Source organism: Salinibacterium sp. AL4.1, from assembly GCF_059767305.1.
In genome coordinates, this window is the sequence record NZ_JBSOQK010000002.1 from 458,885 (window position 1) to 485,364 (window position 26,480).

The window sequence follows — 26,480 nt, forward strand, 5'->3', positions numbered from 1 at the left end:
AAGCGGATCAGGATGACACGGCTTGTGCCGTACTTGGTATTAGCTCTTGACCGAGCCGCTCATCAGTCCGCCAATGAAGTACTTGCCGAGCACGATGTACACGACCAGCGTCGGCAGCGAGGCCAGCAATGCTCCCGCCATCGCGGCACCGTAGTTGGCCAATTGCGCGCCCTGAGCGAGGTTGTTGAGCGCGAGCGATACCGGCCCCTCGTTCTGGTTCGACAAGAACAGCGCGAACAGAAAGTCGTTCCAGGCCGACGTGAACTGCCAGATGATCGTGACCACGAAGCCGGGAAGAGACAGTGGCAAGACGATGCTGCGGAACGTACGCAGCATCCCCGAACCATCCATGCGAGCAGCTTCCATGAGCTCATGAGGGATGCCCGCGTAGTAGTTGCGAAAAATCAACGTACAGATCGGCAAACCGTAGATCACGTGCACGACCAGCAGGGTTGAGACATCGCTCGGCAACCCGAGGCTCGTCTTCATCTGCACGAGCGGCGTCATGATCGCCTGGTACGGAATGAACATTCCGAACAGGATGAACGTGAACACGACATCGGCGTAGGGGAAGCGCCAGCGGGCGAGAACGAAACCGTTCATTGCTCCGAGGAACGACGCGATCAGTGCGGCGGGAATCGCGAGCAAGAACGTGCGACCGATGGATGCCGACAGTGCGTTCCACGCAAGTGCCCAGTTGTCGAAGCCGGTGGGTCCACCCTCAAAGGCGGGTTCCCACGGCCAGCGAACCGGCAGCCCCCACGAGGTGGCGGGGTTAACGTCCTGCGGCGGCTTGAGGCTCGTGACGATAAGCACGTACACGGGCATCAACACGATGATCAAGAACAGTACGAGGAAGACGTACTTGGCGGTGCGACTCAATCCAGCGCGCACGCGGATAGTCGACTGCTGCGGCATCCCCGATGTGCGCGAGGTAGCAGCCGAGCCGGGCTTCTTTTCGAGTCCAGTGCTGACACTCATCCTTGCCTCTTCTCTGCGCGAGCGGTGTAGATCAGGTAGGGAACGATCACGACGGCGACGAAGAGCAACAGGATTGTCGCGATCGTGGCCGACTTGGCGTAGTCGTTGGAGGTCAAGGCAACCCACAGGTAGGTTGCGGGCACCTCGGTCTGGTAGATCGACTTCGTGATCGCCATGATGAGGTCGAAGACCTTGAGCGACATGTGGCCCACGATGATGAGGGCGGAAAGTGCGACGGGGCTCAGCTGGGGGAAGATCACGTAGCGGTAGAGCTTCCACTCGGTAGCGCCATCCATGCGTGCTGCTTCACGCAGCTCTTCAGGGATGCCACGAAAGCCCGAGAGGAACAGCGCCATAACGTAACCGGCGAGCTGCCAAATAGCGGGCAGCGCGATGGCGGCCATACCCCAGCCGGGTTCGTTCCACCACGAGTTCTGGAGAAAATCGAGGCCGAGGTTCTCGAAGACTCGGTTGAGTCCGGATGCTCGATCGCCCTCAGCGCTGTTGAGCAACCAGCGCCACACGACACCGGAGGCCACGAACGAGATCGCCATGGGGAAAAGGAACACCGAGCGAAAGACGCCCTCTGCGGTGACGCCCTTGTCGAGCATCCAAGCCCACAAGAATCCGAAAATCATGGTTCCACCGATGAAGAAGACGGTGAAGACACCGAGGTTCTGCAGTGAGTGGATGAAGCGCTCTTCAGCGAAGAGCGCGAAGTAGTTATCGAGTCCAACGAACTCGGTTGCCGGAACCAGGCTGTTCCGGTTGCTGAGCGACACCGAGATGTTGGCGCCGATCAGGCCGTACACAAAGATGCCGAGAACGACGATCGTCGGGGCAATCAGTAGGAGCGGCGGCCCCCAGTTTTTGTATCCTTTTTTCACGCGCGAGCTCCTCGGTTGGCACGGTAGTGGGTGGGGGCGCGTGCCCCCACCCACCGTTATCTCGTGGTGCTAGTTAGCCCTGAGCCTTGTCAGCGGCGGCAACGAGGCCGGAGAGCAACGAGGCTGCATCGCGGTCAGCGCCGAACTTGCCGATAGCCGAGGAGATGTCTCCCGACCAGGCAATGCTGGCTGCTGCACCGTGAGCGAGCGAGCTCACTACGGTGTCTTCACCGAAGGAGGTGATGGCGGTCTGCTGGTACGCGGGGTAGTCAGCGGCAACCGTGTCGGTGCGAGCCGGGATTGAACCCTTGGCGAGGTTGAATGCCTTCTGGCCTTCAGCCGAGCTGATGGTCGTCAGCCAGTCAATGGCAGCTGCTTCGTGAGGAGCGCCTACCGAGAGAGTGAACGAGTCAGCGAGGAAGTCGAAGACTCCGTCGGTGCCGGGGGTTGCCCACGTGGTGTACTCGTTGTCGTAGGTCCACCCAGCCTGCTGGAATGCAGACTCGGCCCAGTCACCCATGACGTTGTACGCAGCGTTGCCATCGAGAACGATCTGCGTTGCAGCATCCCAATCGAGGCCAGCGAAGTCGCTGTTGGTGTATTCGAGCAGGTCGCCGTAGTGGCCGATTGCGGTCTCTACGCCCGCGTCGTCCCACGAGGTGTCGCCGGTCCAGAGGCCCGAGTAGCCCTCAGCGCCAAGGTCAGCGATGAGCACGTTTTCGAAGAGCTGCATCTGAGTCCACTCGGTGCCGAGCGCGAGAGGAGTCTCGACTCCGGCGTCCTTGAGCTTCTTCAGGTCAACGAGCCAAGCATCGATGTCAGCGGGAGCGGCCATCGGGTCGATTCCGGCATCCTCGAGCACCTGGGTGTTGGCCCAGACGACGTTGGCACGGTGGATGTTGCTGGGCACGGAGTAGATGGCGCCATCAACGGTGATGCGCTCGATCAGGCTCTCGGGGAAGACGTCGGTGAGGCCGTTGTCTTGGTAGAACGAGCTGAGGTCCTGCAGCTGACCGGCGTTGATGTAGTCAGTGAGTTCTGCTCCGGCGTGAGCCTGGAACGTGTCCGGCGGGTCATTCGACTCGAGGCGTGACGCAAGAGCTGCCTTGGCGTTCGAGCCGGCGCCGCCAGCTACCGAAGCGTTGATGAACTCGATGTCGGGGTTCTGCTCGCTGAAAACGCCGACGAGAGCGTCGAGGCCGACCTTCTCGGATCCTGAGGCCCACCAGGTGAATACCTCAACCTGGTCAGCGTTGTCGGGGTCTGAGCTAGGGGTGCTCGAGCAGCCTGCAAGAACGAGGCCTAAGGCCACCGCCCCTGCGATCATGGAAAGTGGCTTACGCATTCTGTGTTCCTCCATTGGAAAGTGAGTGCTGTTCCGTTCAAGAAGTGAATCGGACGTACATCAGTAAAGCGCCTCACCCTTGGGTTTGACAAGTGAACGCAGCAGATTTCCTCAGAATGTGTTGATTACGGTTTGGCAACAGCGGCGCTATAGCGGTGCTGTCCCCGATGCCTCTCCCCGAGGCGAGGCGCACAAGAAGCCTATGAATACTGGGAAGCAGCGGCCTGCGGCGTAGATTCTCTCGCGCCTAGGCCACCTGAAACAGCCGCCCTGTTAGCGCCGTTTGAGCGTAGAGAACACTCCGCGCAGCACTTCACGAACGACAGTTTGTCCAGTTCGTGAACCCAACACGTCGCCCAGAACGTTCGTATCCTTGCGCGTCGAGGTACGCGTAGTGGTGCGGCCAGAGCTCGACGAGGGCGACTTTTTGTTCATGTCTTTCAGCGCCCGTTCGTACTCGGCCTGCACTTTCGCTTGCTCTTTTGCCTTGGCCTTGGCGAGCTTCTCGGCTTCCTTCGCCGCGTCTTCCGCTGCCGCCGCATTCATCTTCACGGCCAGAATCTCCCGGGCCGACTCGCGATCAACAGCGGTGCCGTACGTCGCCATGAGCGGGGATGCCGCAACCGCCGCTTCCATGACGGCGGCATCCGTGGGAGACATCGAACCCTGAGGCGCGCGAAGTCGAGTCCACGCCACTGGCGTTGGCGCACCCTTCTCGTTCATCACCGTAATGATCGCTTCACCGGTCGCGAGCGTCGTCAGCACTTCGCCGAGGTCGTAGCCCGAGGTGGGATAGGTCGAGACTGTCGCTTTGAGCGCCTTGGCAGAATCCGGGGTGTGGGCCCGCAGCTGGTGCTGGAATCGTGAGCCGATCTGCGCCAGAACATCACTGGGAACGTCCTTGGGAGTCTGCGTGACGAAGACCACACCAACACCCTTCGAACGGATCAAGCGCACCGTCTGCGTAATCGAGGCGATGAAGTCCTTTGACGCATCCTTGAACAGCAAGTGGGCTTCGTCAAAGAAGAACACGAGCTTGGGCTTATCGATGTCGCCGACCTCGGGCAGGTCATTGAAGAGGTCGGCCAGCAACCACATGAGGAACGTCGAGAACAGCGCCGGCTTATCGCTGACCCCCGGGATCTCGAGCAGGCTCACGATTCCCGCGCCATCAGCGTTCGTGCGCAAGAACAACGAGGTGTCGATCTCGGGCTCACCGAAGAAGTCATCGGCGCCCTCATTGGCGAACCCGATTAGCTCTCGCAGGATGACGCCCGCAGTTGCCGACGAAAGCCCACCGAGGTTCTTCAGCTCGGCCTTGCCCTCGTCACTGAGCAGCCACTGCACTACGGCACGCAGATCGCTCAAGTCAACGAGCGGCAGCCCGGCCTGATCGGCGTAATGGAAGATCAGGCCCAGGCTCGATTCTTGAGTGTCATTAAGCCCCAACACCTTCGATAACAACAATGGCCCAAAGCTCGACACGGTCGCCCTAATCGGAACCCCTGTACCCATCCCACCCAGCGTGAAGTACTCAGTGGGGGATGCTGCGGGTTGCCAGTCTTGACCGATCGAGTCGGTGCGCTCCAGAAGCTTCTCACTGGAGGTTCCTGCGGTAGCAATGCCCGAAAGGTCACCCTTGATGTCGGCCGCAAACACTGGAACCCCCGCAGCGGAGAGCTGCTCGGCGAGCACCTGCAAAGTCTTTGTCTTACCGGTTCCCGTCGCACCGGCCACCAGACCGTGACGGTTGAGCATCGCGACAGGGATGCGGACGGGCACACCGGCGAGGGCAACGCCGTTCACGAGTGCGCCCATCTCGAGAACCTCGCCCTCAAAGGCGTAGCCGTCGCGAACCGCTGTGACTTCATCGGCGGACAGCGGGCCGTCACCAGTCGCGGTTAGTGAGGCCGTGGGGGCGGATGCCGGAGAGGCTTTCGGCTTGCTCGTTGTGGTCTCGGAGTTCGCGCTCGTCTCGGCAGCAGGCTCGGTCTCAGCAGCGGCCTCCGAGTCTTCGGCAGCGGCTGCCTGCTCGGCGGCTAGCGCCGCTTCCGCCGAAGCGAGTTCGGCAGCCGCGAGCGCGGCCTGAGCCTCGGCTAAGGCCTTCTTGGCTGCTTCTACTTGGGCTGCGGCATCCGTCATGCTTCTAGCCTACGGAGTGGCGCCGGTCACGACCATCGATTCGCCGAACTGCGCGCGAACTACGGTGTTGCTTCTGCCCTGAGCTTGCGTGCGAGCGGGGCCCACAAGATGACGGCAACCCCGATGCCCACCAGTACTCCACCGATGGTGTCGCTGAGCCAGTGCGCGCCAAGATAGGTGCGGCTGAGGATCATGAAGATCGTGTAGATGACGCCGACGATAATGACCCACCAACGCTGCAACAGAAGAATAAGCACCACCGTGAGAGTGGCGGCGTTTGCTACATGCCCCGAGGGGAATGAACCGAAATCTGCGGTAACAAGAATCTCGTCGGGGCGCGCTCGGCTAAAGAGCGATTTCAGAAGCTGAACGACTCCCGCGCTCACGGCAGAAGCCAACAGAAAGTACAGTGCAGCCCAGCGCCGCTTCAGCAAGAAGAACGCGAGCGCTCCGCCCAGCGGCACGACGAAGACTCCGAACCAGCCACCTCCCAAGAAGTTCATGGCGAGTGCAGGCACCGTAAACATGTCGGCACGGATGCTGAGGAAGTCGTCGAGAACGAGTTGGTCGAGGCTGAACGGCGTGCTGCGCGTACCGATGAGTAGTCCGAGCGCTACCGCTAAAACAACTGCGCCGATCCCGCTAAAGAGGGGCCAGCGGGTAGTGATGTGGCGCGCCTCCGCCTGCGAGATCTCAGTTTTCACAGCATCACGTTAGTCGCTCGACCTCAGCGACTGCCGAGAACGCGTTGAGGCGACCACTCTCGGGCACTGCTTGTCCACTCGCCCGACACTGCGCGCCCGCGCGACGCCACTAGCGCGAGAGCGCCGGCACGGTGCGCGGACGCACCACGGTCCACATGACGATGATGGAGACAATCGCTGTAGAGCCCATCACGATGCCCATGGGAATCGCATTAGTGATTCCGAACGCACCGACGATCGGCGAGGTGAGGCCGGCAAGACCGAAGTTCACGGCGCCCAAGACAGAGGCAGCCGTAGCAGCCTCTCCCCCGTGATTGGCAAGCGCGAGCACCTGAGTGCAGGGGAACGAGAAACCACACGACATCACGAAGACGAAGAGCGGAATAAGCACGGTGATCAGATCGCCGTTCACAATATCGAGGAAGACGATGGTGGATGCCGAGAGAAGCAACATCACGCCCGAGCCGGCAAGGATCCACTGCGGCCCGATAAAGCGCATAAGGAACGCCGCTGTTTGTACACCGATCACCACGCCGACCGAGTTGACCGCAAAGACCAACCCGAACGCCTGCGGGTCAAGGCCGTAGACGTTTTGCAGCAGGAACGGGGACGACGCGAGGTAGGCGAAGAGGCCCGAGAAAGTCATACCGGCAATCACTGCGGTACCCACAAACACCCGGTCCGTAAAGAGGGCTTTGTAGCGCTGGCGCGCGGTGGCGTGGCCCAGGTCACGACGGCGAGCGGGCGGCAGCGTCTCAACAATGAAGAACCAAGCGGCGAGCAGTACGAGGCCGCCATAGATAGCGAGGAAGACGAACATTCCGCGCCACGGGGTGATGAGGAGGAGCTGCGAACCAATCAGAGGCGCGAGGATCGGGGCGAGCCCCTGCACGAGCGCGAGCCTCGAGAGCATCCGCACCAGAGGAAGACCGCCGAAGAGGTCACGCACAACGGCCATCGCGACCACAGCACCGGCCGCGGCGCCCATGCCCTGAATCAAGCGGAAGACAAAGAGCAGTTCGATGTTGGCGGCGACAGCTACGCCGAGGCTTGCGACGAGGTGTACCGAGGTGGCGACAATAAGCGGCAGTCGACGACCGAGGCGGTCGCTGAGGGGGCCGACGATGAGCTGGCCCAGCGCGAAGCCCAGCGTGGTCGCGGTGAGCGTGAGCTGAACGATGGCCGCCGTCGTATCGAGATCAGCTTCGATTAGCGGGAACGCCGGCAGATACAGGTCAACGGTGAACGGCCCGAGCGCGGTCAGCGCTCCGAGCACCAGAACGTAGACGAGACGCTGGCGCGCAGAAAGAGAGTCACCCGGATGAACAACGGTAGTCAAGCGATTCCTAGCTATAAGAGAGGCCCTGTGCGGGCGCGATAAAGAGAGTGCCCGCAACGCCGAGGACTCCCCCAGCCTAAGCCCCCGCACGACCTGCGCTGTCGCGTGCGCCACGAGCAATCTCGGCGGGCTAGGCGGCGAACTGTCTGGTCAGCAGAAGCCCCGTGACTGCGTTAGTCGGAGCGGTTCTGCTCCGCATACAGCCGCGAATACACGCCGCCGCTCACGATGAGCTCGCTGTGGGTTCCCCGCTCCACGATGGAGCCGCCCTCCACCACGAAGATCACATCAGCTGATCGCACTGTCGACAACCGGTGCGCCACCGCGATGGTCGTGCGGCCGCGGGATGCCGTGTCGAGCGCACCCTGAACCGTGCGTTCCGAAATGGAATCCAACGCGCTCGTCGCCTCGTCAAGGATCAGAACGCTGGGGTCTTTGAGCAGCACGCGCGCGATTGCGATGCGCTGCTTTTCGCCGCCCGAGAGCCGGTAGCCGCGCTCTCCCACGACGGTGTCGTAGCCCGCGGGGAACGACATGATGGTGTCGTGGATGTTGGCGGCACGGGCCGCGGTTTCCACTTGCTCTGCCGTGGCATCCGGTCGCGCATACGACAGGTTCTCAGCGATGGTGGCGTGAAAGAGGTAGGTCTCTTGACTCACGATGCCGATGTTGCGAATCAGCGAATCCTGCGTAAGATCCCGCACGTCATCGCCGGCGAACAAGACTCGACCACCGCTCGCGTCATGCAACCTCGGGATCAGGTAGGAGACCGTAGTCTTGCCAGCCCCCGACGGCCCCACAAACGCGGCGTACTGTCCTGGCTCAATGCGGAAGCTCACGGAGTCCAACGTCGCCTTGGTGGATGTGTCGGCATCCGGATAACGGAAGGTGACGTTGTCGAACTCGACTGCCCCCAGCGCATCCTCCCGCACCGTGTGCGCGTCGGGCTTATCGGTGATCGTGGGTGTGAGGTCGAGGTACTCGAAAATGCGCGCAAAGAGCGCCGACGAAGTCTGAAGGTCGAGTGCCACGCGCATCAGGCCGAGCAGCGGGAACATCAGCCGCGCTTGAACGGTGGTGAACGCCACAATCGTTCCGGCGGTCACATCAACACCCCCAGTAATAAGGTACGCAGCGACCATGTACACGATCGCGGGAATGACCGAAAGGAAGATGTTGACGGTGGCGAAGAACCACTGGCCACTCATTTGCTGGCGAACCTGCAGATCGACCTGCTGTTCGTTCTCGTCGGAGTATCGCTGTGTCTCGACCTCTTGTTGGTTGAAGCTCTTCGACAGCAAGATGCCCGACACACTCAGTGATTCTTGGGTGATGGCGGTCATGTTGCTCAGCGACTCTTGCGTCTTCGTCGCAATGCGAGCGCGGATCTGGCCTACGCGACGCTGAGCGATCACGATGCCGGGCAGCACGATGATTGCCACGATCGTGAGCTGCCAGCTCAACACGAGCATGCTGATGAAGGCTGCGATAACGGTCACTGTGTTGCCGATGACGCTCGACACCGTGTTGTTGAGAACACCGGCTACGCCACCGACGTCGTTCTGCAAGCGGGATTGGATGACGCCCGTCTTAGTTCGCGTGAAGAAGGCGAGTTCCATGCGCTGCAGTTGGTCAAAGAGCCGAACGCGCAGCGCTCCCATGACCTTATTGCCGACCGTCGCTGTGAGGTAGGTCTGCCAGACGCCGAGAGCCGCCGACGCAACCCACAGCGCGACCATGATGAGCACAAGTTGCGTGAGAACCGGGATGTTGGGGGTTCCGGATGCGGGGAACAGACCTTCGTCGAACGCTTGCTTCGTCAGCAGGGGCGGAAGAACGCTGATTGCGGCACCGATAAGTACGAGCGTGATGGTGAGAATCAGCGTCGCTCGATGCGGGTCGAAGAGCGTCGCGATACGACGAAGGAGATTGGGGATCTTGGGAGCGGCTGCGTTCTCCGCCTTTTGTGCGGAGTAGTCTCCGCCACTCACTCGGCCACCGCGTCGGGGGCCGCCACCTGCTGTGCTCATTCTTCGAGACTAGTTTGCCGAACCGCCCTTAACGGCCAATCGCACAGCGCCCGAGTGCGCTGTGCGAGAAACCTTAGAAGGGAGTTCGGTGGGCAACTAGGGTTACCCACCGAACAGTCAGGATCAGCTGCCGCGAACTACCGAACGTCGTCGCGCAACGCTGAACCCTACGAGCACCAATCCGAGCTGCAGGAACCCGAGTCCAGCGATTGTCGGAGCGATTGTGCTCGAGCCTGTGTAAGCCAGGGTGGGAAGGTCAACCGTGGAAGGAGTCGTTGCGGGCGGCTCCTCCGGAGGCAACGGAAGCGTGGGCAGGTCGCACACTTCGAGCGTTACTTCACTCTGGCTGACGAGCTCCATCTCTGAGCTCTGCACGGTCACCGTGTAGGTTTCACCGTTCGGAACATTCTCGATGGTGATTGTGCGGTTGGGCATATCAGCGACGAACGTAACGGGGTCAACTCCGGCAACAGCGTCACCGGTAGACGTGGTTACAACAGTCACCGTGTAGGTCTCCCCAACGAAGAGACTGTCAGTGGTTACCTCGATGCCAGAGTCTCCATCAACGCTGCACTGCACCTGCGAGCCAAGAACATCGGGAACCTCGGGACACGCGGCGAGGTACATGTCCGCGGCGGCGGTCACTGAGGGGTTGGACTTCGTGTCTGAGACGACAACGCGGTACGTGTTCTCGGTCTCGAGCGCATCGAAGGTAAACGTCTGCGCAGCACCGGTGCTCGAGTCGAGCTGCTGAGCGTCGCCGACAGCAACGTTGTCGAGCATCAATGTGACGGTGTAGTCGCGACCAACGGCGAAGTTGGAGACAGTTGCCGTGATCGAAGCTGTTCCACCAGGAACGGTGCACTGCTCGGCGACCAGTTCAACAGTGGTTTCGTTTGTTGCACAGGGCAAGAGCGTGACCGAAGCGCTGTTCGTGTAGCTGGGCTGAGCCGAGTCAGTGACCGTTGCGGTGTACGTACCCTCGGGCATGTCAGTCAGCTTCGCGTCGAAGCGGTCTGCGGTAGCGAGATATGCGTTCTGCGTGAGCACAGCGTTGTGAGCTGCGTCGGTAACAACGATGTTGTACGTGCGGCCAGGAACGAGTCCCTCAACAGCAACGGTGATTTCGCCTTCAGCGTCTGTTGACACTGCGTCACACTGGGTGGCGCTGAGCACGGGCGCCGGAATGACTCCGGGGCACGGGAGGAAGGTGTGCACGCTGCTCTTCAACGGAGTGGCGTTCGCTGCGCTCGTGTCAACGACCGAGGCGTAGTAGCTCGCAGACGGAGTTGCCGGCGAATTGTACGATCCGGAGGTTGCTTCAGCAGTGAAGGTGTGGCTGTCAACTACAGCGTTCGACGATGCATTGACGATGTCGATGCGGTATTCGCGTCCAACAACCAAGTCGCTGACCTTCACCTTGAGCGATGCGCCTTCACCAGGAACGGTGCATTCGGTAGGAACGATGGCGATACCGGAAATCTCAGGGCACGCTACGGAGTGAACCGTGGTGGTTGCCGTGAGCGATCGATTAGTCGTGTCGGTGATGGTCACCGTGTACGTGGGGCCAGCGGCAGTGCCTTCCCAGGTGTAGCTACCGGTGGTCTGCTTCGGCGTAAACATCGAAGTCGTCATTCCGCCCGATGCGCTGGCCAGAGTTACTTCGTACTTACGGTCGGCAACCAGGTCTTTGAACTCGGCCGTGATGTCGGTCGATCCGCCGGGAACTTCACAGCGAGGAGCGGTGACACTCACGATGCTCTGTACGGCACAGGGGTTGGACGTCTTGGTCCAGCTGCGGTTCCAGTTGGGGTTCGTGGGGTTGTTCCATGCAGTCACCGATGCGGTGAAGGTGTGGGCCTCAGTGGAGTTGGGGAACGCGAAGTAGTGCGAACCGTTCTTGCTGAACGGGACTACCTGCTCTTCGCCGCCTTCAAGCTGGAACTTGATGAGGTTCTGCTGGCCCTCGCCCGAACCGCTCGCCTCGTAGTAGAGGCCGGTGACGGTGACGCCTTCACACGTGACGTCGATGCTCGGCGTGTGTGCCTCGGCTGCGGAGGACACCGAAACAACGGCGAGTCCGGAGCCGACGACCAGCGCGAGTGCGACCATGGCGGAAACACCGCGCAGGTTCTTTAGCGACCAACGCTTATTCTGCTGGCCAGTGGACTTATCGAATCGGGGGCTTCGATTTGCGGCGCGCAAACGCACCAAAAAGTTATTCACTTCGGGTTTCGCTCTCGGGTAACGAGCAACCTAGAAATTTTCGAACTAAAACGCTGGGGGGCGCGTTAGACCGGCGGGGGATTCCGGGTAGCTCTATCGGGTGTTGTCACACGTTCGGGGGTCAAGAATGCGACGTGCCTATTATGGGGGGTCTCGACAAATGAACGCAAGCCCGACGCGCGGAGGGAGTAGTCTATTGACTCTCGCGTCACCCACCCGACTAGGCGAGAACTTCGAACTCATCGAAACATTCGTTTCGAAGGGGGGAATCCAACAATGGCGATAGCCGACGTGAGCACGCTGCAACGCGCCTTTGACGCTGCCCGCTCATCCGGAGACTTCACTCTCGCCGTCGACGAACTTCGCGAAGGCTGGCCCCTTCTCGTCAGCACCTCTGGCGTGCCTCTTCGCGCAATGCTCGACTCCACCCCCGCCGAGCTCTGGCACAGCGACCCTTGGCTGATTACGTGCTACGCCGCGAGTTTTCGCTCGGCAGACACCGAGAGCCGCACTGCCGCACTCCCTTATTTCGAGGCCGCCCTCGCGCTCATCACCCCCGAAACGCCTGCCTTTGTGCGCGCCACTCTGTACGTTCGCTATGCCGCAGCACTGCGCTCACTCGGTCGCCTCAACGATGCTCTCGCCGCCATTTCAGTGGCGAGTTCCATCGCTGACAGTCGCGACGTCATCCCGCTCGCACGCCGCATTCCCCTCACTGCAGAAATCGCGCTTCATCGTGGCGCCATCGCACTTCATGGCGGAGACTTCGATCGCGCCAAGGCCGACTTCCGCCTTGCGGGCTCGTTAGCCGAAACGAACCTCAGCGTCGCCAACCAGCTTGAGGTCTTCGGATGTCTCGCGCTCATCCAACTGCTTATGGGTGACTTCGAACACGCGCTGAGTTACGTAGCACGCGCAGAGTCAACCGGGGCCAGCCCCGCCCTGCGCAACAGTCGCTTCAACAGCCCGGCGCTCATCACCGAACTCCTCGTCACCATCATGCAACGCGGTGGTGAAGGACTTGGGCCCCTCGTTTCCCGAATGCGTGAAGCGACGGCAAACAGCGACTGGGAGCCCCTTGGCCTCTATGCCCATGCTTTCGTGGAGCTCTTTGACGCCCGTCCCCACGAAGGGCTCGAGCACTTGCGGCACGCATTGCTTGCCCTGGATGGCTGGCAGCCCGCCGGATTCGTGGATGCCGAGATTCGCGGCCTCAGAGCTGCCGCCTTCCTGCAACTGGGAGACAGCGGTGCCGCTTGGGACATCCTCGCCGACTTCACCCCAACCCAGCATCACACCGTGTGCCCCGGCCGGCTGGTTGCCCACCTGCGTTTTGTCACAGGGGATGCCCGCGGAGCTCTCGATGCCATCCGCGAGTGCGAAGTATTGGGCGACGCCCACTCGAGCCGCAACTTGGCTGATATTTTCCTCATCAAGGGTGCGGCCCATCTTTCGCTCGGCAGCGAAGAGCAATCCGACGTCGCTTTCGACCGCGCACTGCGCTTGGCCGCGCGTAATCGGATGCACAGCCCGTTCCGGTTGGTACCCAGCGAGGTCGTTCAAGACATGCTCACACGCGCATCCGGTCGCAGCCAGCCGCTCGAAGTCGGGGCGCTCATTAAACGGCTCGACGGCCTCACCGTTCTACTTCCCACGCGGGATGCGCAAGCGCTTAGCGACCGTGAGCGTGCAATCGCTCGCGAACTCGTGCGCGGCAGTAATTCCGCAGAGATTGCAGAATCGCTATTTATCTCGGTGAACACGGTGAAGTCTCACCTCAAGAGCATTTATCGCAAGCTGGGGGTGACTTCGCGAGTGGAAGCTATCCATAAATCCCGCGAATTAGGGCTTCAAGTGGATATCACCCACGACTAACCCTCCATTCACCCTCGAGGCTGTTGCTGCGCCGGTGTCGCCTCGATACATTAGTTGGACTACTTCCGCTAGCCCCGCATTCTTGCGCGCCTAGCGGTCTCGTGCCGAAATATCCGCCTCCGGAACCTGATCCCTGGTGTCAACGGATTCGGCACGCTGGTGGGGCGCTCGGCTGGTTACCAAGCGCCCCACCCCCTCTCCCTCGAGACGCTTCGCGCGGTGTGCACAGCGGTCTCCGTACGCGGGCTCTGTTCGCGGGCTCTTACGCATCCCACTGCGCAAATCCATGCGCCAGTCGCTTCTCTCGCGCCTCACACCGCCCGTGAGCGCTCCCAGAGCACCTTCCCCGCGATGGACACCACCGCGAGCTAGCGTGGGGCAGAGCGCACGCACTACCGCCCGCCGAGCACGTACGGCAGTTAACGCAGAAAGGCGCCACCCCGAAGGGTGACGCCTTTCTGGCTAAGCATGCCTCCGGAGAGGCGTGATCCTCGTGAGAGGAATCGACTACTTAAGGGTTACGGTTGCGCCGGCTTCTTCGAGAGCAGCCTTTGCCTTCTCCGCGGTCTCCTTGTTTGCGCCCTCGAGCACAGCCTTGGGAGCGCCATCAACGACTGCCTTCGCCTCTCCGAGACCGAGGCTCGTGAGTGCGCGCACCTCCTTGATGACCTGGATCTTCTTGTCGCCAGCAGCTTCGAGGATGACGTCGAAGGAGTCCTTCTCTTCAACTTCCTCAGCGGCACCAGCAGGTGCACCAGCAGCTGCAACAGCAACCGGGGCAGCAGCGGTAACTTCGAAGACCTCTTCGAACTTCTTAACGAAGTCGCTGAGCTCGATAAGGGTCAGTTCCTTGAACGCCTCGATGAGGTCGTCGCTTGACATTTTCGCCATGATTTTCTCCTAATATTTCTTGAACTAGCTAGCCCGCGCGTTACTGCGCGGAATCCTGCTTCTCGCGCAGCGCGTCGACCGTGCGAACGGCCTGAGCGAGCGGTGCGTTGAACAGATACGCGGCGCCGAACAGTGAAGCCTTGGCTGCTCCTGCAAACTTCGCAAGGAGCACCTCCCGGCTTTCCAGATCGGCCAGCTTCTTGACCTCGTCTGCAGTGAGCGCGTTACCGTCGAAGTAACCGCCCTTCACTACGAGAAGAGGGTTTGCCTTGGCAAAGTCACGCATAGCCTTCGCAACGGTGACAGGGTCTCCGTGTACGAATGCGATTGCAGACGGACCAACGAGCTCTTCGTCGAACGACGAAATGCCAGCGGCGTTAGCTGCAATCTTTGTCAGCGTGTTCTTCACCACGGCGTATGTTGCGTGCTCACTGATTGACTTGCGCAGCGTCTTGAGCTGGGCAACAGTGAGTCCGCGATACTCGGTTAGCAGAACGGCGGTCGAGTTGCGGAAAAGATCCGTAAGCTCGGCGACCGATGCTTCCTTGTTCGCCATGGTGCTCCCTAATGATTGATGTGTGTCTGCCTCAGAACCGCATAAAAATATCGGAGGAGTTCGGAGCTCTTAAACGAAAAAGCTCCGGCCCTTCTGCACTAACGCAGAGGCACGGAGCTGAGTTGCGGCCAGAGCTGGCCGGAAAACTACTTCATACACCTGCGCTGGCCTTCGTTTTCACGAACTTCGATCGCATACATTTTCATGCACGCTAACGACCTGCGGTCTTTGGCTTCCGTAACAGTACGTGATTGAGGGCCTCGCTGCAACTCGGCTGCCGGGAGTTCCTGCGACAGCCCCGCTGCATCCAGTTAGGTTGTCGCTGATATCGGAAGCTCGACGCGGAACACGGTACTACCTGGCTCGCTCGAGACTGAACTCGTTCCCCCCAACGACTCGACAACCGCCGAGACGATGGCCAGACCGAGCCCTGTGCTGCCGGCGGCGCGCGAGCGAGAACTATCGCCTCGCACAAAACGCTCAAAGACCTTCGCTTGCAACTCATCTGCAATACCGGGGCCCGTGTCACGAACCTCAATGATGGCGCGCTCGCCCTCCGTAGAGAGGCTCGCGATTACGCTCGTGCCTGCCGGAGTGTGGATTCGCGCATTGGCGAGAAGGTTGGCGACGACCTGGTGCAGTCGGGCGCTATCGCCGTTGACGACGACCGCGTCATCCGGAAGTTGGAGTTCCCACTCATGATCGGGCCCGGCGACGGCAGCATCCCCCACGGCCGCAATGAGGAGCTGGGAGACATCTACGGCACGGTGTTCGACCGGAGCTGACTCGTCGAGTCGCGCTAGAAGAAGAAGGCTCTCAACCAGCGCCGTCATCCGCACCGATTCAGCTTCGATGCGCCCAATAGCGTGCGCGACGTCGGCAGGAATTTCATGCCCGCCGCGCCTTGTCAGCTCGGCATAACCACGAATCGACGCGAGGGGCGTTCGGAGTTCATGGCTAGCATCGGCAACGAAGGAGCGCACTTTGTCTTCACTTGCTTGACGAGCGGTGAGAGCGGATGCCACGTGCTCGAGCAAACGGTTGAGGGCCGAGCCCATCTGACCGACCTCCGTGCGCGGGTCGGCGTCATCGAGCGAGACTCTCTCGGCGAGCGCCACGGCTCCCCGATCGAGTTGGAGCTCAGACACCCGGGTTGCGGTGCTCGCCACGCGCTCAAGGGGTCGCAGGGCGAAGCGGACGGCGATCGCCCCGGCAATAGCCGCTACAGCGATCGCGAGCACGCCAATTCCCACGACGAGAATCGTCAGTTGGAGAACAGTCGCTTGAACATCCGAAAGCGGCAGGCCCACGATGAGAGAATCGCCCGTCACGGGATCGCTCGACACGATCATTCGGTAGTCCCCGAGGTCGCCGCCCAGAGAGACGGTGATGGGTTCGTTGATCTGGTCGAGGCTGGCAAGGGTGTCGATCTGTTCACTGGTGAGCGACGATGCGCCACCCGTGTCGCCCAGTACTCCCGCGATTATCTCCCCCGAACTGGTCGCCAGCCCGGCAATAGTTCCTGCACTCTGGCCAGGGAGGGCCAAGAAGTCGCGGGCGGGCGGGCGCTGGCCATTGTCGGATTGGCTACCTTCGAGGGCGCCTTGTGAGCGACTCGATGCCGACAAGAGCAGATTATCGAGGCGACCAACAAGAAAGCCCTGCAACGAGAGCACACTCACGACACCAATAAGAATTGCGGCGAGCGCAATGAGCGCAGCGCTGCCCAGAACGAGTCGTTTTCGCAGGCTCAGAGGAGGCCGCCCGGTGCCGGGCGCTTTCACTTCGCGCGGGCGAATCATTCGGGCGCGCGCAACATGTAACCCACACCGCGCACGGTTTGGATCATGGGCGGGCCAAGAACATCCACCTTTTTACGCAGGTAGGAGATGTAAATCTCTACAACACTGGCCTTGCCGCCGAAGTCGTAGCTCCACACGCGGTCAAGAATTTGGGCGCGACTGAGCACGCGGCGCGGGTTACGCATGAGGTACCGCAGGAGTTCAAACTCGGTAGCGGTGAGCTCAACAGGAGTGCCGGCACGGCTCACTTCGTAGGTGCTCTCGTCGAGCATGAGGTCGCCGACCTCGATGATCGGGTTCGTCTCCCCCGCGACGGTGAGCGCTGAGCGACGCAACAGCGCCCGCAGTCGCGCCACCAGCTCTTCCAAACTGAAAGGCTTCGTGACGTAGTCGTCGCCGCCCACGGTGAGGCCCGCGATCCGGTCGTCAACTGAGTCTTTAGCGGTCAAGAAAAGAATGGGGGTTTGGATGCCGTCCGCCCGCAATCGCGACAGCACTGATAACCCGTCAAGCCCAGGCAACATGATGTCGAGCACGACGATGTCTGGCTTGAACTCGCGGATGGTCGAGAGAGCCGAGGGTCCGTCGGACGCGAGCCGCACATCCCACCCTTCGTAGCGCAGAGCCATGGAGAGAAGGTCGGTGAGCGAATCCTCATCATCGACCACGACCGCACGAATAGCGGTTCCATCGGCACGGCTAAGTCGCGGTTGCGCCTGAACCGCGGGGAGGTGGTGTGACTGGGTCATGGGTCTAGTTATTCGGAGTTTCCTATGAAATTTCTGAAGGCGGATGCTCGGTGCACTGCTTTTCAAGAATATTGGAGTCTCTGGGAGGACTCACAGGATCGCCATAGTGCGCTGATAGACGCCGTTCCTATCTTTACCTCGACCACCTGAATCACCGCGCATCACCCGAGGAGACCCATGTTCGGAACGTATCTGTATCGAGAACTCAGCAATCGACGCAAACAAACAGCAATCATCGCCGCTGGAATGGCATTGGCGATTGCGCTCGTCATGATTGTTAACGGCGTCGCAGCAGGAGTGCGCGACGCCCAAGCGACCGTACTTGCCTCGGTATACGGCGTCGGCACCGACATCACCATCACACAAGAACCCATTCAGCCCGGCGGGGGCGAAGAGGGTGCGCCGCAAGAAGGTCCACGCTTTGAGTTCGGAGCCGAAGACGGCGATACCGCCAATGGCACGACGGCGCTCAGCCAGTCCAGCCTCACCAGCGGCATTGGCAGCTCCACTTTCGACGCGGATGCTCTCACCACAGCCCTCAGCCTCGACTCCGTTGCCGCAGCTACCGCCACCCTGGCGCTCTCCAACGTGAGTTTCAGCGGTGAAGTTGCTGCGCCCACCACAACGGACACCGGCGAAACCGCACCCGGCGAAGGAGCCCAACAGGGTGGCCGCGGCGGTCCCGATGGAGCTGGCGGAAGCGCCTTCAACGTCGACACCTTCACCGTGACCGGCATCGATGTAGCGGGCGAAAGCGTCGGCCCACTCACCTCCGTCGAGCTAGTAGACGGCCGCGCCTTCGAGTCGAGCGACAGCGACGCCAACGTCGTGATCCTTGACACGAGCTACGCCACCACGAGCTCACTCACCGTCGGCGACAGCGTGGAGATCGGTGGCGAAGAATTCGAAGTAATTGGAACCGTCACTTCGACCTCCGCTGACGCGACTACAGCATCCAACACCTACATTCCGCTCGACACCGCCCAGCGCGTTGCCGACTTGGAGAACCAGATTTCGACCGTGTACGTTCAGGCAGCAAGCTCCACTGACATCGCCGCCGTTCAGACGGCACTGCAAACCGAACTGCCGGATGCTTCGGTGAAGACCCAGGAAGATCTCGCCTCGAGCGTTTCGGGTTCACTGTCTACCGCGTCTGACCTTGTCGTAAAGCTCGGTACGTGGCTCTCGATCATCGTGTTGGCTGCCGCCTTCCTCATCTCGGTACTGCTCACCACCTCTGGTGTTGCTCGCCGCACCCGCGAATTCGGAACGCTGAAGGCCATCGGTTGGAGTAACGGCGCTGTCGTACGTCAGGTCGCCGGCGAGTCGCTCGTGCAAGGCGCCATCGGCGGTGTGGTCGGTGTCGCGATCGGACTGCTCGGCATCCTCGCCATCAATATCGCTGCACCGGTGCTCAGCGCGAGTGCGACTGCCACAGCGGTTACTAGCCAAGGCGCCGGCAACGCGCCGGGCGGCGGAGGCAGCCGCTTTGGCGATGCTGCCACCACCACCGCTGCAGCGACGACCGACATCGCGCTCCAGATTCCCGTGACCTTCGGCATCATCGGCATCGCCGTTGCTCTCGCCATTCTCGGCGGACTCATTGCCGGTGCGTTCGGCGGATGGCGTGCAGCACGACTGCGCCCCGCTGAAGCTCTCCGCAGCGTCGCCTAACCCCTGAACCCCATAGACCTCAAGGAGACTTTTAATGTATGAACTCAGCGAACTCACCAAAAAGTACGAAACAAAACGCGGCCCGATTAGTGCTCTGAACAAGGTGAGCTTGAGCATCCCCACCGGGCAGATGGTCGCCATTCAGGGCCCAACTGGAGGCGGCAAGTCGACCCTGCTGCAAATGCTCGGAGCTCTCGAGCGCCCGACGAGCGGCACCGTCACCCTTGGCGGCGAAGAGCTCTCCGCGATGCCAGACTCACGACTGGCAGAAATTCGCGCCCGCACTATTGGGTTTGTATTCCAGGGCTTCAACCTCATCCCCACACTCACAGCGCAGGAGAATGTGGAGACTGCGCTCGCGCCTCTCGGACTGTCGAATTCCGACCGTCGCCTTCGTGCTCGCGCTGCTCTAGAAAAGGTGGGATTGGGCGAACGCCTAACTCACCACCCCTCCGAGCTTTCGGGCGGACAACAGCAGCGTGTCGCGATCGCGCGAGCACTCGTGAAGGAACCCAAGGTTCTGTTGGCAGACGAGCCGACCGGAAACCTTGACGAGCAAACTCGCGACGAGATCATGGAGCTTCTCGAAGGACTGTGGCGGGACGAGGGGTTGACGCTCATCATCGTGACCCACGATTCAGCGGTCGCGAAGCGTGCCGAGCGTCGGTTGCACTTGAAGCACGGTTCCGTCACCGAAAAGAAGTAGCGCAACGGCACCCCGCTGCGGGCGGCGCGTGAGGGTTAGCGCGTCGCCCCCGGGACGAGCCACTGGTCACCGCGGGCACGAATACCCAGCGTGACCGCCCGGGCTCCGATGTAGCCGAGGCCGAAAGCGAACCACAGGGCAACTATGGCGGCGGTGCCGGTGAGGTTCGAGGAATATACCCACCACAACAGCGGCGCGTACACCGCGAGGTTAATCAGCCCGGTCAACGCGAGGTAGCGCGCATCCCCCGCGCCAATCAAGACACCGTCGAGAACGAAAACGAACCCAGCGATCGGGATGCCGAGGGCCAGTACCGGCAGCAGTGCGGCCAAGCCGCTGCGAACGACCGGGTCGGAGCTGAACACGATCCCGGCCCACGGGGACACCACGAGCATGAGTAGGCCGAGCACCACTCCGCTGCCGATACCGAGTTCGACAAGTCGGCGAGTGATCGCGCGGGCCTTGACGAGGTCGCTCGCGCCCAGTTCTTTACCGATCATGGCCTGACCGGCGATCGCCAACGCATCCAAGACGAAAGCGAGCGTCGCAAAGATGGTCAAGGTGACCTGCACGGTCGCGAGCTCGGGAACACCGATGCTGGTGGCGACCGCGATCGTCGCGAGCATCGCCGCGCGCAACGAAGCCGTACGCAGCAGCAGCCACGCGCCGGCATGCCCGGCGAGCAGCATCCCGCTGCCGTGTGGTCGCAAGCGTGCACCTTCACGGCGCGCGAGGGTGACGAGCATCACGAGGTAGGCGGCGGCCATCCCCCAGCTCGCGACGACCGTGCCGATGGCGGAACCCGCGACACCCCAACCGAATCCGTAGATGAACAGGGTGTTGAGGAGCGCGTTGGAGATGAACCCAGCGACGGCGACGATCAGCGGAGTTCTTGTGTCTTGCAGTCCGCGCAGGAGGCCCGAGGCGGCGAAGGTGATGAGCATTGCCGGCAGGCCCAGCATCGAAATCGCGAGGTACTCGGTGGCGTAACCGACAATGCTGGCGTCGGGATTGAACAGACTGACCAACCAGGGCGTAGCCGGAATGCCCACGGCGACAAGGATGATGCCGAGCGCCACGGCGAGCCAGACTCCGTCGACGCCGGCGGCGACAGCACGCGCGCGATTGCCCACGCCCAACCATCGCGCCACGGCTGGCGTGGTGGAGTAGGCCAAAAAGATAAGCAGCCCCACTGCGGTTTGCAGCACGGCGCTCGCGACGCTCAGCCCGCCCAGTTGTGCACTACCGAGGTGGCCGACGAGAGCGGTATCGGTGAGGAGAAAGATCGGCTCGGCGACGAGCGCACCGAGTGCGGGAACAGCGAGGCGGCGGATGTCGCGATCGAGCAGTGAACGGAAGAGTGCCACAGCCTACTGGGTTGCCGAATCATCGGTGGCGCCAGCTGCCGGCGATGAAAGCGACTTGGTCGCGGGTTTCTTCGCGGCGGGTTTCTTCGCTACCGGTTTCTTGGTCGCGGTTTTCTTGGTGGCAGGTGCCTTAGTCGCGGGCTTCGCGGTCGCGGGCTTCGCGGTCGCAGGCTTCGCGGTCCCAGGCTTCGCGGTCCCAGGCTTCGCGGTCCCAGGCTTCGCGGTCCCAGGCTTCTTTGTCGCCGTTGTCTTAGTTGCTGTTGTCTTGGCAGCTGGTTTTTTGGCGATGGGTTTCTCGGCGGCTGGGCTCTTTGCCGTCGTTGCTTTAGCCGTTGCTGTCTTGGCGGCTGGCTTCGTGGCCGTTGCTGTCTTAACGGCTGGCTTCTCGGCGGCTGGTGACTTGGCGGCCGGTTTTCTCGCTGCGGTCGACGTTGACGCACTCGACCGAGAGGCCGACGCGGCGGGGGAAGACTTCTTGGCTGCCGCCGCGCTTGTCGTGCCAACCGGAGCTTTTCGTGCTGGGGTCTTCGCTGCGGTTGATTGTGCCGCCCTCGACTTCGATGCTGACTTCTTCGCCGGTGCAGCCTTCGTCGGTGCGGCCTTCGTCGGTGCAGCCTTCGCGGGCGCTGCCTTCGCCGGTGCAGCCTTGTGAGAAGTGCCTGTCTTCGCGGCCGCAGCTTTCGAGGTCTTCGCGCTAGACGAGCTGCTGCGCGATGTACTGCGCGACGGGCGCTTGGCAGCGGTCGGCACCGGCGGCACAGCCGCGGGCGATTCCTCGGCATCGGTACCCGCGTCCGCATCCGCATCCGCATCCGCGAGCTTCGTGTCATTCGATGGCGAAAGTGGGTCACCGGCATCCGCAGTCAACGGTGCCAGCGCACCAGCAGCAGCAGCAGTGCCAGCGTGCGCCTCGCCGTCGATCGGCTCGATGCTGTCGTCGGCATCGGCATCGGCATCGGTATCGGTGTCAATGTCGGTATCGGTATCGGTATCGGCCACATCGCTGTCGGCAGCAGCCGCGTCCTCTGCACGACGTTCGCGACGCTCGCGCACCTTGCCCAGAACCGTGGGGATAAGGAGCGCAAGCAACACGACACCGATCGTCGTGACGATCAGCACAACCGACTGCACTGAGCCTTGATCGGGTTGCGGGGTCTCTTCAACGACTTCAATCAATCGCGTCGACACAATCGGCTGGTAGGCCGCCAGCGTGGTGTCCCCCGCAACGTCACTCGAGCCGCGGACGAGTGGGGTAAGTTCATCGTCAATCAGGGCAAACCACGCACCGGTCTCAGGCTCGTGCACCAGAATCGCCTCGTTGTCGACATCGTCAAGCGCCAGTGCCGTGCCGGGGCTGCGGATAAAGTCGATCATCTCAGGCTCAACGGTTGCGGGGTCAAACCCGATGAGCGCTACGCCGACGGGCTCTTCGCCGATGAGAACAGGCACTTTCCACCAGTTCACGTACTGCACGGGGGTGTCTGTCGGAACTCCGGAGTGGAAGTCGTTCGACCAGAGGAATACCCGGTCGATTTCACCGAGTTCAATACCGTCGCTGAAGTCGAGCCCGGTGCCGCGCTGGTCGACACCGAAGAATTCTTCAAGCTCCGACAGCAGCCCGTCATCGTCGGCCGCAAACGCACTGACGTCGGGAGGGACGGAGCCCGTGGACGCGACCGCAGCTGCGGACGGTACGAGCGTCATCAACGCCACAATCATCGCGGCCGCCACTCCGGCCGCTCGGCGGCGGAGACGGAGAGAAGACGCTGATGAGGAGGGCAGGGCTCGCATGAGCCTAGTCTGCCAGTTCGCACCGGCAATTCCCGCCGCCGGAGTCACGCACAGTCTCTTAGCCGCTGCCAATCGCCGACGCGGCGCACAGGGCAACCGCACTCCCGCCGTAAAGAGGGAGAATAGAGGCGTGATTATGCAACCCGAACTCGATCTTTGGGAACCGGTCGCGCCCAATCATCGCGATCGCATCGTCGCTCACTCTGAAGATCGCGTCGCTTGGTTGCGCGCCCGCAGCCGCGGAGTCACCGCTACGGATGCCGCCCGACTTGCCACCGCGCAATCGTTGCGTGCCGTCGTGGAGAGCAAGCTTCTCGGCTCCGGTTTCTCGGGCAACGCGTTCACCGACCATGGTCGCGCGCGGGAACCGGAAATCGCTCGCTGGGTACTGGGTGAGCACGGCATCCAGTCGAGTTCAGCGCTCTATCACGCGCACGACCAGCCACTTCATTTGGCGACGCCCGATGGGGTATCGATGATCGACGGCTCGCTCGTGCTGTCGGAGATCAAGACCACGGCGAAGGCCTGGCGGAGCATCCCACGTTCCTATTTACGTCAGGTCTGGTGGCAGCAGTACGTACTCGGCGCTGACCGCACCCTCGTGGTCTGGGAGCAGCACACCGATTTCGTGCCCACTCATACGGTACCGAAGTGCCAATGGGTCGAGCGCGATGAAGATCAGATACATGCACTGGTGGGATTAGCGGATCGGCTACTCGACCTCATGCGTGCTCCCCACGCACAGCACTACAACTAACCAGCACCCCAACTGACGTTGCCCGTTCTCGGCTACGCGGGCAGCGGCCGCCGCAGTGCACGCACAGCGATCACGGTGCCGAGGATCATCAGCCACGCAATGGCGATCGTCGTCGCCACGAATTCAAGCCGGCTTCCCAGCACAACCTGAAAGCGGAAGAGCGAGAAGAGCCCGCCGGTTCCCGCAATGACTGCCACAGCGATCGCGGTCACGATCGACATACGCGCGAGTACACGGTGCTCTCGAGCGAAGGAGGTCTGGATCATTGCCCAGCACGCAGCGGCAAACGCGAGCACTGCCGCAAGCGTGTGCGTGAAGTCTTGCCATGTGAAGCTCGGGCCGTACGGCAACGGGCATCCGGAGGTGCAGGTCACTTGCGACGCGATCAAAAAGAATCCGCAGCCCACCCAGAGCGAGATCGAGGGTGATCCCCACGACAACACTCGAGGCCACGCACGCACGCGTCGGGCCGCCCAGGCGACAGCTGAGCCACCAGCAACGATGAGCAGAAGAGCGATTTCGAAAGCTGCGGCCGTCGGTTCGCCCTCCGCGCCCAACTCGCTCACGTAGAGCTCGCGCGGAACCATCAAGCGTGAACCCCAGATCAGGATCAGCGCGATCCCCACCGCCACACTGCCGCCTACTGCGGCGATGCCCTCTGCGGCCTGTGTCGATACGCGCGGCGGCGCAATAGCCGTCATCACGCGATCGTCGAGAAATACGAGGGCAATGGTGCGGGCATCCCCACAGTTTAGATCACAGGTCTCGCGCCGAGGCTAGGCCGTTGCGGCTTCTCGGCTGAGCGAAAGTTCGCGGACGAAGTCGTCTTCCCATTTCTGCCCCACGAGGAACTTCTTGGTTCCCCGAAACTCGAAACCCATCTTCTCGTAGAAGCGATTGGCGCGCGCATTTTCTTCGTTCACGCCGAGCCACACAGAGGCAAAGTTCTGAGTGCGCGCCCACTGGATGCCCGCGCTCACGAGCGCGGACGCAGCACCGGCTCCGTGGAACTTGCCGAGAACGTAACACTTGCTGAGCTCGACCGTAGGGCGCTCGATTACCGCGGCGGCAACATCCGGATCAGCAGGGTCCTCTGCGCAGAACATCACGTAGCCAGCCGGCTCGCCACCGACTTCGGCGATGAGGATCTCGCGAGTCGAATCGGCAAGGTATCGCTCGAAGGACTCGACCGATAGGTGCTCCCCGATGAAGGCGGCGATTGCCTCCTGCGTTGTCGCTGGTGGACACGCGAGCGGAAAAGTGTGACGAGCAAGATCGTGAAGAAGGGCGGCATCCGTCTCAACAGCACGGCGAACGGTGGTGGACACGGAATCTCCTTCGGCGGGATGCAACAGTGGTGCGCGTCTCACGTTACCCCGACCTCCGAACCGTCAGGGTAGGCAAAAACGGGGGCCGGCAATAGCCGACCCCCGTTTTATGAAGCAGTATTAGATCGAGTTTACGTCGACCGGAATGCCGGGACCGAAGGTGGTCGAAACCGTAGCCTTCGTGATGTAGCGACCCTTCGAGGAGCTGGGCTTGGCACGAAGAACCTCTTCGAGCGCTGCCTTGATGTTCTCGTCGAGCTGCTCAGCGGTGAAGCCAGCCTTGCCCACAATGAAGTGAACGTTGGAGTGCTTGTCAACGCGGAATTCAATCTTTCCGCCCTTGATCTCCGAGACAGCCTTAGCGGTGTCAGGAGTAACCGTTCCGGTCTTCGGGTTAGGCATGAGGCCACGGGGACCAAGAACCTTACCCAAACGACCAACCTGGCCCATGAGCTCGGGGGTCGAAACTGCAGCGTCGAAGTTGGTGTAACCAGCGGCTACCTTCTCGATGAGCTCCGAGCCACCAACCTCGTCAGCGCCAGCAGCGATAGCTGCTTCTGCTGCGGGACCGGTTGCGAAAACGATAACGCGAGCAGTCTTACCCGTACCGTGAGGCAGGATAACGGTGCCACGAACCATCTGGTCAGCCTTGCGAGGGTCTACACCCAAGCGAAGTGCAACCTCGACGGTGGAGTCGAACTTCTTGGAAGCCGTCTCGCGAGCAACTGATACAGCCTCGGTGGGCGTGTAGAACTTGCCCTCTTCGATCTTTTCAGCGGCGGCCTTGTATGCCTTGGAATTCTTGGACATTATGCCTCCACCGTGATTCCCATCGAGCGAGCGGTGCCCGCGATGATCTTCATTGCGCCGTCGATGTCGTTGGCGTTGAGGTCAGCCATCTTCTGCTCGGCGATCGTACGAACCTGGTCTTTAGTGAGCTGCGCAACCTTGACGGTGTGCGGCGTGCCCGAACCCTTTGCAACTCCAGCAGCCTTCTTGATGAGCTCTGCTGCAGGCGGGGTCTTGAGGATGAACGTGAACGAACGGTCCTCGTACACGGTGATCTCAACCGGGATAACGTTTCCACGCTGTGCCTCGGTTGCGGCGTTGTACGCCTTGCAGAACTCCATGATGTTAACGCCGTGCTGTCCCAGCGCAGGCCCGATGGGCGGTGCGGGGTTAGCGGCGCCGGCTTGGATCTGAAGCTTGATCAGACCTGTAACCTTCTTTTTCGGTGCCATTGTGTTTCCTTTTCGGTACGAACTGACCCGTGTGGCCAGCTCTCCCGCACCCCAACGGGGCGCGGTGGTTTTTTAGGGGCGCGTGAGCC

The 26,480-nt window shown here is 61.6% G+C and carries 22 protein-coding genes; 4 read left to right on the forward strand and 18 right to left on the reverse strand.

Going from position 1 to position 26,480, the window contains the following annotated elements; genetic code table 11:
* Positions 1–39: 39 nt before the first annotated feature.
* The 8 genes from ACWTV3_RS11545 to ACWTV3_RS11580 form a co-directional block, all read right to left on the reverse strand.
* A complete protein-coding gene (locus ACWTV3_RS11545) occupies positions 40–981 on the reverse strand; it encodes a carbohydrate ABC transporter permease (RefSeq protein WP_498478348.1) in 942 nt (313 codons plus the stop codon).
* Positions 978–1,868 (reverse strand): carbohydrate ABC transporter permease, encoded by an 891-nt coding sequence (locus tag ACWTV3_RS11550; protein ID WP_100389494.1) that lies wholly within the window; start codon positions 1,866–1,868, stop codon positions 978–980. The genes ACWTV3_RS11545 and ACWTV3_RS11550 overlap by 4 nt, the downstream gene beginning before the upstream one ends.
* Positions 1,869–1,941: 73 nt before the next feature.
* On the reverse strand, positions 1,942–3,213 hold the full coding sequence (locus ACWTV3_RS11555; RefSeq protein WP_498478349.1) for an ABC transporter substrate-binding protein: 1,272 nt from the start codon (positions 3,211–3,213) through the stop codon (positions 1,942–1,944).
* 273 nt (positions 3,214–3,486) lie between these two features.
* Positions 3,487–5,355: a helicase HerA-like domain-containing protein gene (locus ACWTV3_RS11560; protein WP_498478350.1), complete on the reverse strand. Its 1,869-nt coding sequence runs from the start codon at positions 5,353–5,355 to the stop codon at positions 3,487–3,489.
* A 59-nt stretch (positions 5,356–5,414) separates the two neighbouring features.
* The gene (locus ACWTV3_RS11565; RefSeq protein ID WP_498478351.1) at positions 5,415–6,059 is read right to left on the reverse strand and encodes a phosphatase PAP2 family protein; all 645 of its coding nucleotides are present in this window, start codon (positions 6,057–6,059) and stop codon (positions 5,415–5,417) included.
* 109 nt (positions 6,060–6,168) lie between these two features.
* On the reverse strand, positions 6,169–7,398 hold the full coding sequence (locus tag ACWTV3_RS11570; protein WP_498478352.1) for a multidrug effflux MFS transporter: 1,230 nt from the start codon (positions 7,396–7,398) through the stop codon (positions 6,169–6,171).
* 173 nt (positions 7,399–7,571) lie between these two features.
* Positions 7,572–9,428: an ABC transporter ATP-binding protein gene (locus ACWTV3_RS11575; RefSeq protein WP_498478353.1), complete on the reverse strand. Its 1,857-nt coding sequence runs from the start codon at positions 9,426–9,428 to the stop codon at positions 7,572–7,574.
* A 123-nt stretch (positions 9,429–9,551) separates the two neighbouring features.
* The gene (locus ACWTV3_RS11580) at positions 9,552–11,654 is read right to left on the reverse strand and encodes an RTX toxin (protein WP_498478354.1); all 2,103 of its coding nucleotides are present in this window, start codon (positions 11,652–11,654) and stop codon (positions 9,552–9,554) included.
* Positions 11,655–11,930: 276 nt separating this feature from the next.
* Between ACWTV3_RS11580 and ACWTV3_RS11585 the strand changes: the two genes are divergently transcribed.
* Positions 11,931–13,529 carry a helix-turn-helix transcriptional regulator gene (locus tag ACWTV3_RS11585; RefSeq protein ID WP_498478355.1) on the forward strand — a complete coding sequence of 533 codons (1,599 nt, stop codon included), beginning with the start codon at positions 11,931–11,933 and terminating at the stop codon, positions 13,527–13,529.
* A 507-nt stretch (positions 13,530–14,036) separates the two neighbouring features.
* Here the strand turns inward: ACWTV3_RS11585 and rplL are convergent.
* The 4 genes from rplL to ACWTV3_RS11605 form a co-directional block, all read right to left on the reverse strand.
* On the reverse strand, positions 14,037–14,420 hold the full coding sequence (rplL, locus tag ACWTV3_RS11590) for a 50S ribosomal protein L7/L12 (protein ID WP_100389486.1): 384 nt from the start codon (positions 14,418–14,420) through the stop codon (positions 14,037–14,039).
* 40 nt (positions 14,421–14,460) lie between these two features.
* A complete protein-coding gene (gene rplJ / locus ACWTV3_RS11595; protein WP_100389485.1) occupies positions 14,461–14,976 on the reverse strand; it encodes a 50S ribosomal protein L10 in 516 nt (171 codons plus the stop codon).
* Positions 14,977–15,287: 311 nt separating this feature from the next.
* The gene (locus ACWTV3_RS11600) at positions 15,288–16,778 is read right to left on the reverse strand and encodes a sensor histidine kinase (protein WP_498478356.1); all 1,491 of its coding nucleotides are present in this window, start codon (positions 16,776–16,778) and stop codon (positions 15,288–15,290) included.
* Positions 16,775–17,527, reverse strand: a complete 753-nt coding sequence (locus ACWTV3_RS11605; RefSeq protein ID WP_498478357.1) for a response regulator transcription factor — start codon at positions 17,525–17,527, stop codon at positions 16,775–16,777. The genes ACWTV3_RS11600 and ACWTV3_RS11605 overlap by 4 nt, the downstream gene beginning before the upstream one ends.
* 177 nt (positions 17,528–17,704) lie before the next feature.
* On the opposite strand from ACWTV3_RS11605, the gene ACWTV3_RS11610 reads away from it, so the two are divergent.
* Together ACWTV3_RS11610 and ACWTV3_RS11615 are read left to right on the forward strand one after the other, a co-directional pair.
* A complete protein-coding gene (locus tag ACWTV3_RS11610) occupies positions 17,705–19,201 on the forward strand; it encodes an ABC transporter permease (protein ID WP_498478358.1) in 1,497 nt (498 codons plus the stop codon).
* A gap of 34 nt (positions 19,202–19,235) precedes the next feature.
* The gene (locus ACWTV3_RS11615; protein WP_498478360.1) at positions 19,236–19,907 is read left to right on the forward strand and encodes an ABC transporter ATP-binding protein; all 672 of its coding nucleotides are present in this window, start codon (positions 19,236–19,238) and stop codon (positions 19,905–19,907) included.
* 35 nt (positions 19,908–19,942) lie between these two features.
* Here ACWTV3_RS11615 and ACWTV3_RS11620 read toward each other — a convergent pair whose 3' ends face one another.
* Complete coding sequence (locus ACWTV3_RS11620; RefSeq protein WP_498478361.1) at positions 19,943–21,274, reverse strand: MATE family efflux transporter; 1,332 nt, start codon at positions 21,272–21,274, stop codon at positions 19,943–19,945.
* Positions 21,275–21,277: 3 nt separating this feature from the next.
* Positions 21,278–23,065: a hypothetical protein gene (locus ACWTV3_RS11625; RefSeq protein WP_498478362.1), complete on the reverse strand. Its 1,788-nt coding sequence runs from the start codon at positions 23,063–23,065 to the stop codon at positions 21,278–21,280.
* Positions 23,066–23,201: 136 nt separating this feature from the next.
* Between ACWTV3_RS11625 and ACWTV3_RS11630 the strand changes: the two genes are divergently transcribed.
* Complete coding sequence (locus ACWTV3_RS11630; protein ID WP_498478547.1) at positions 23,202–23,822, forward strand: YqaJ viral recombinase family protein; 621 nt, start codon at positions 23,202–23,204, stop codon at positions 23,820–23,822.
* Between the two features lie 32 nt (positions 23,823–23,854).
* Here the strand turns inward: ACWTV3_RS11630 and ACWTV3_RS11635 are convergent, their stop codons facing one another.
* The 4 genes from ACWTV3_RS11635 to rplK form a co-directional block, all read right to left on the reverse strand.
* Positions 23,855–24,523 carry a DUF998 domain-containing protein gene (locus tag ACWTV3_RS11635; protein ID WP_498478363.1) on the reverse strand — a complete coding sequence of 223 codons (669 nt, stop codon included), beginning with the start codon at positions 24,521–24,523 and terminating at the stop codon, positions 23,855–23,857.
* A 75-nt stretch (positions 24,524–24,598) separates the two neighbouring features.
* Positions 24,599–25,150: a GNAT family N-acetyltransferase gene (locus ACWTV3_RS11640; RefSeq protein WP_498478364.1), complete on the reverse strand. Its 552-nt coding sequence runs from the start codon at positions 25,148–25,150 to the stop codon at positions 24,599–24,601.
* Between the two features lie 120 nt (positions 25,151–25,270).
* On the reverse strand, positions 25,271–25,960 hold the full coding sequence (rplA, locus tag ACWTV3_RS11645; RefSeq protein ID WP_498478365.1) for a 50S ribosomal protein L1: 690 nt from the start codon (positions 25,958–25,960) through the stop codon (positions 25,271–25,273).
* The gene (gene rplK, locus ACWTV3_RS11650) at positions 25,960–26,391 is read right to left on the reverse strand and encodes a 50S ribosomal protein L11 (protein WP_100389473.1); all 432 of its coding nucleotides are present in this window, start codon (positions 26,389–26,391) and stop codon (positions 25,960–25,962) included. The genes rplA and rplK overlap by 1 nt, the downstream gene beginning before the upstream one ends.
* Positions 26,392–26,480 lie beyond the last annotated feature (89 nt).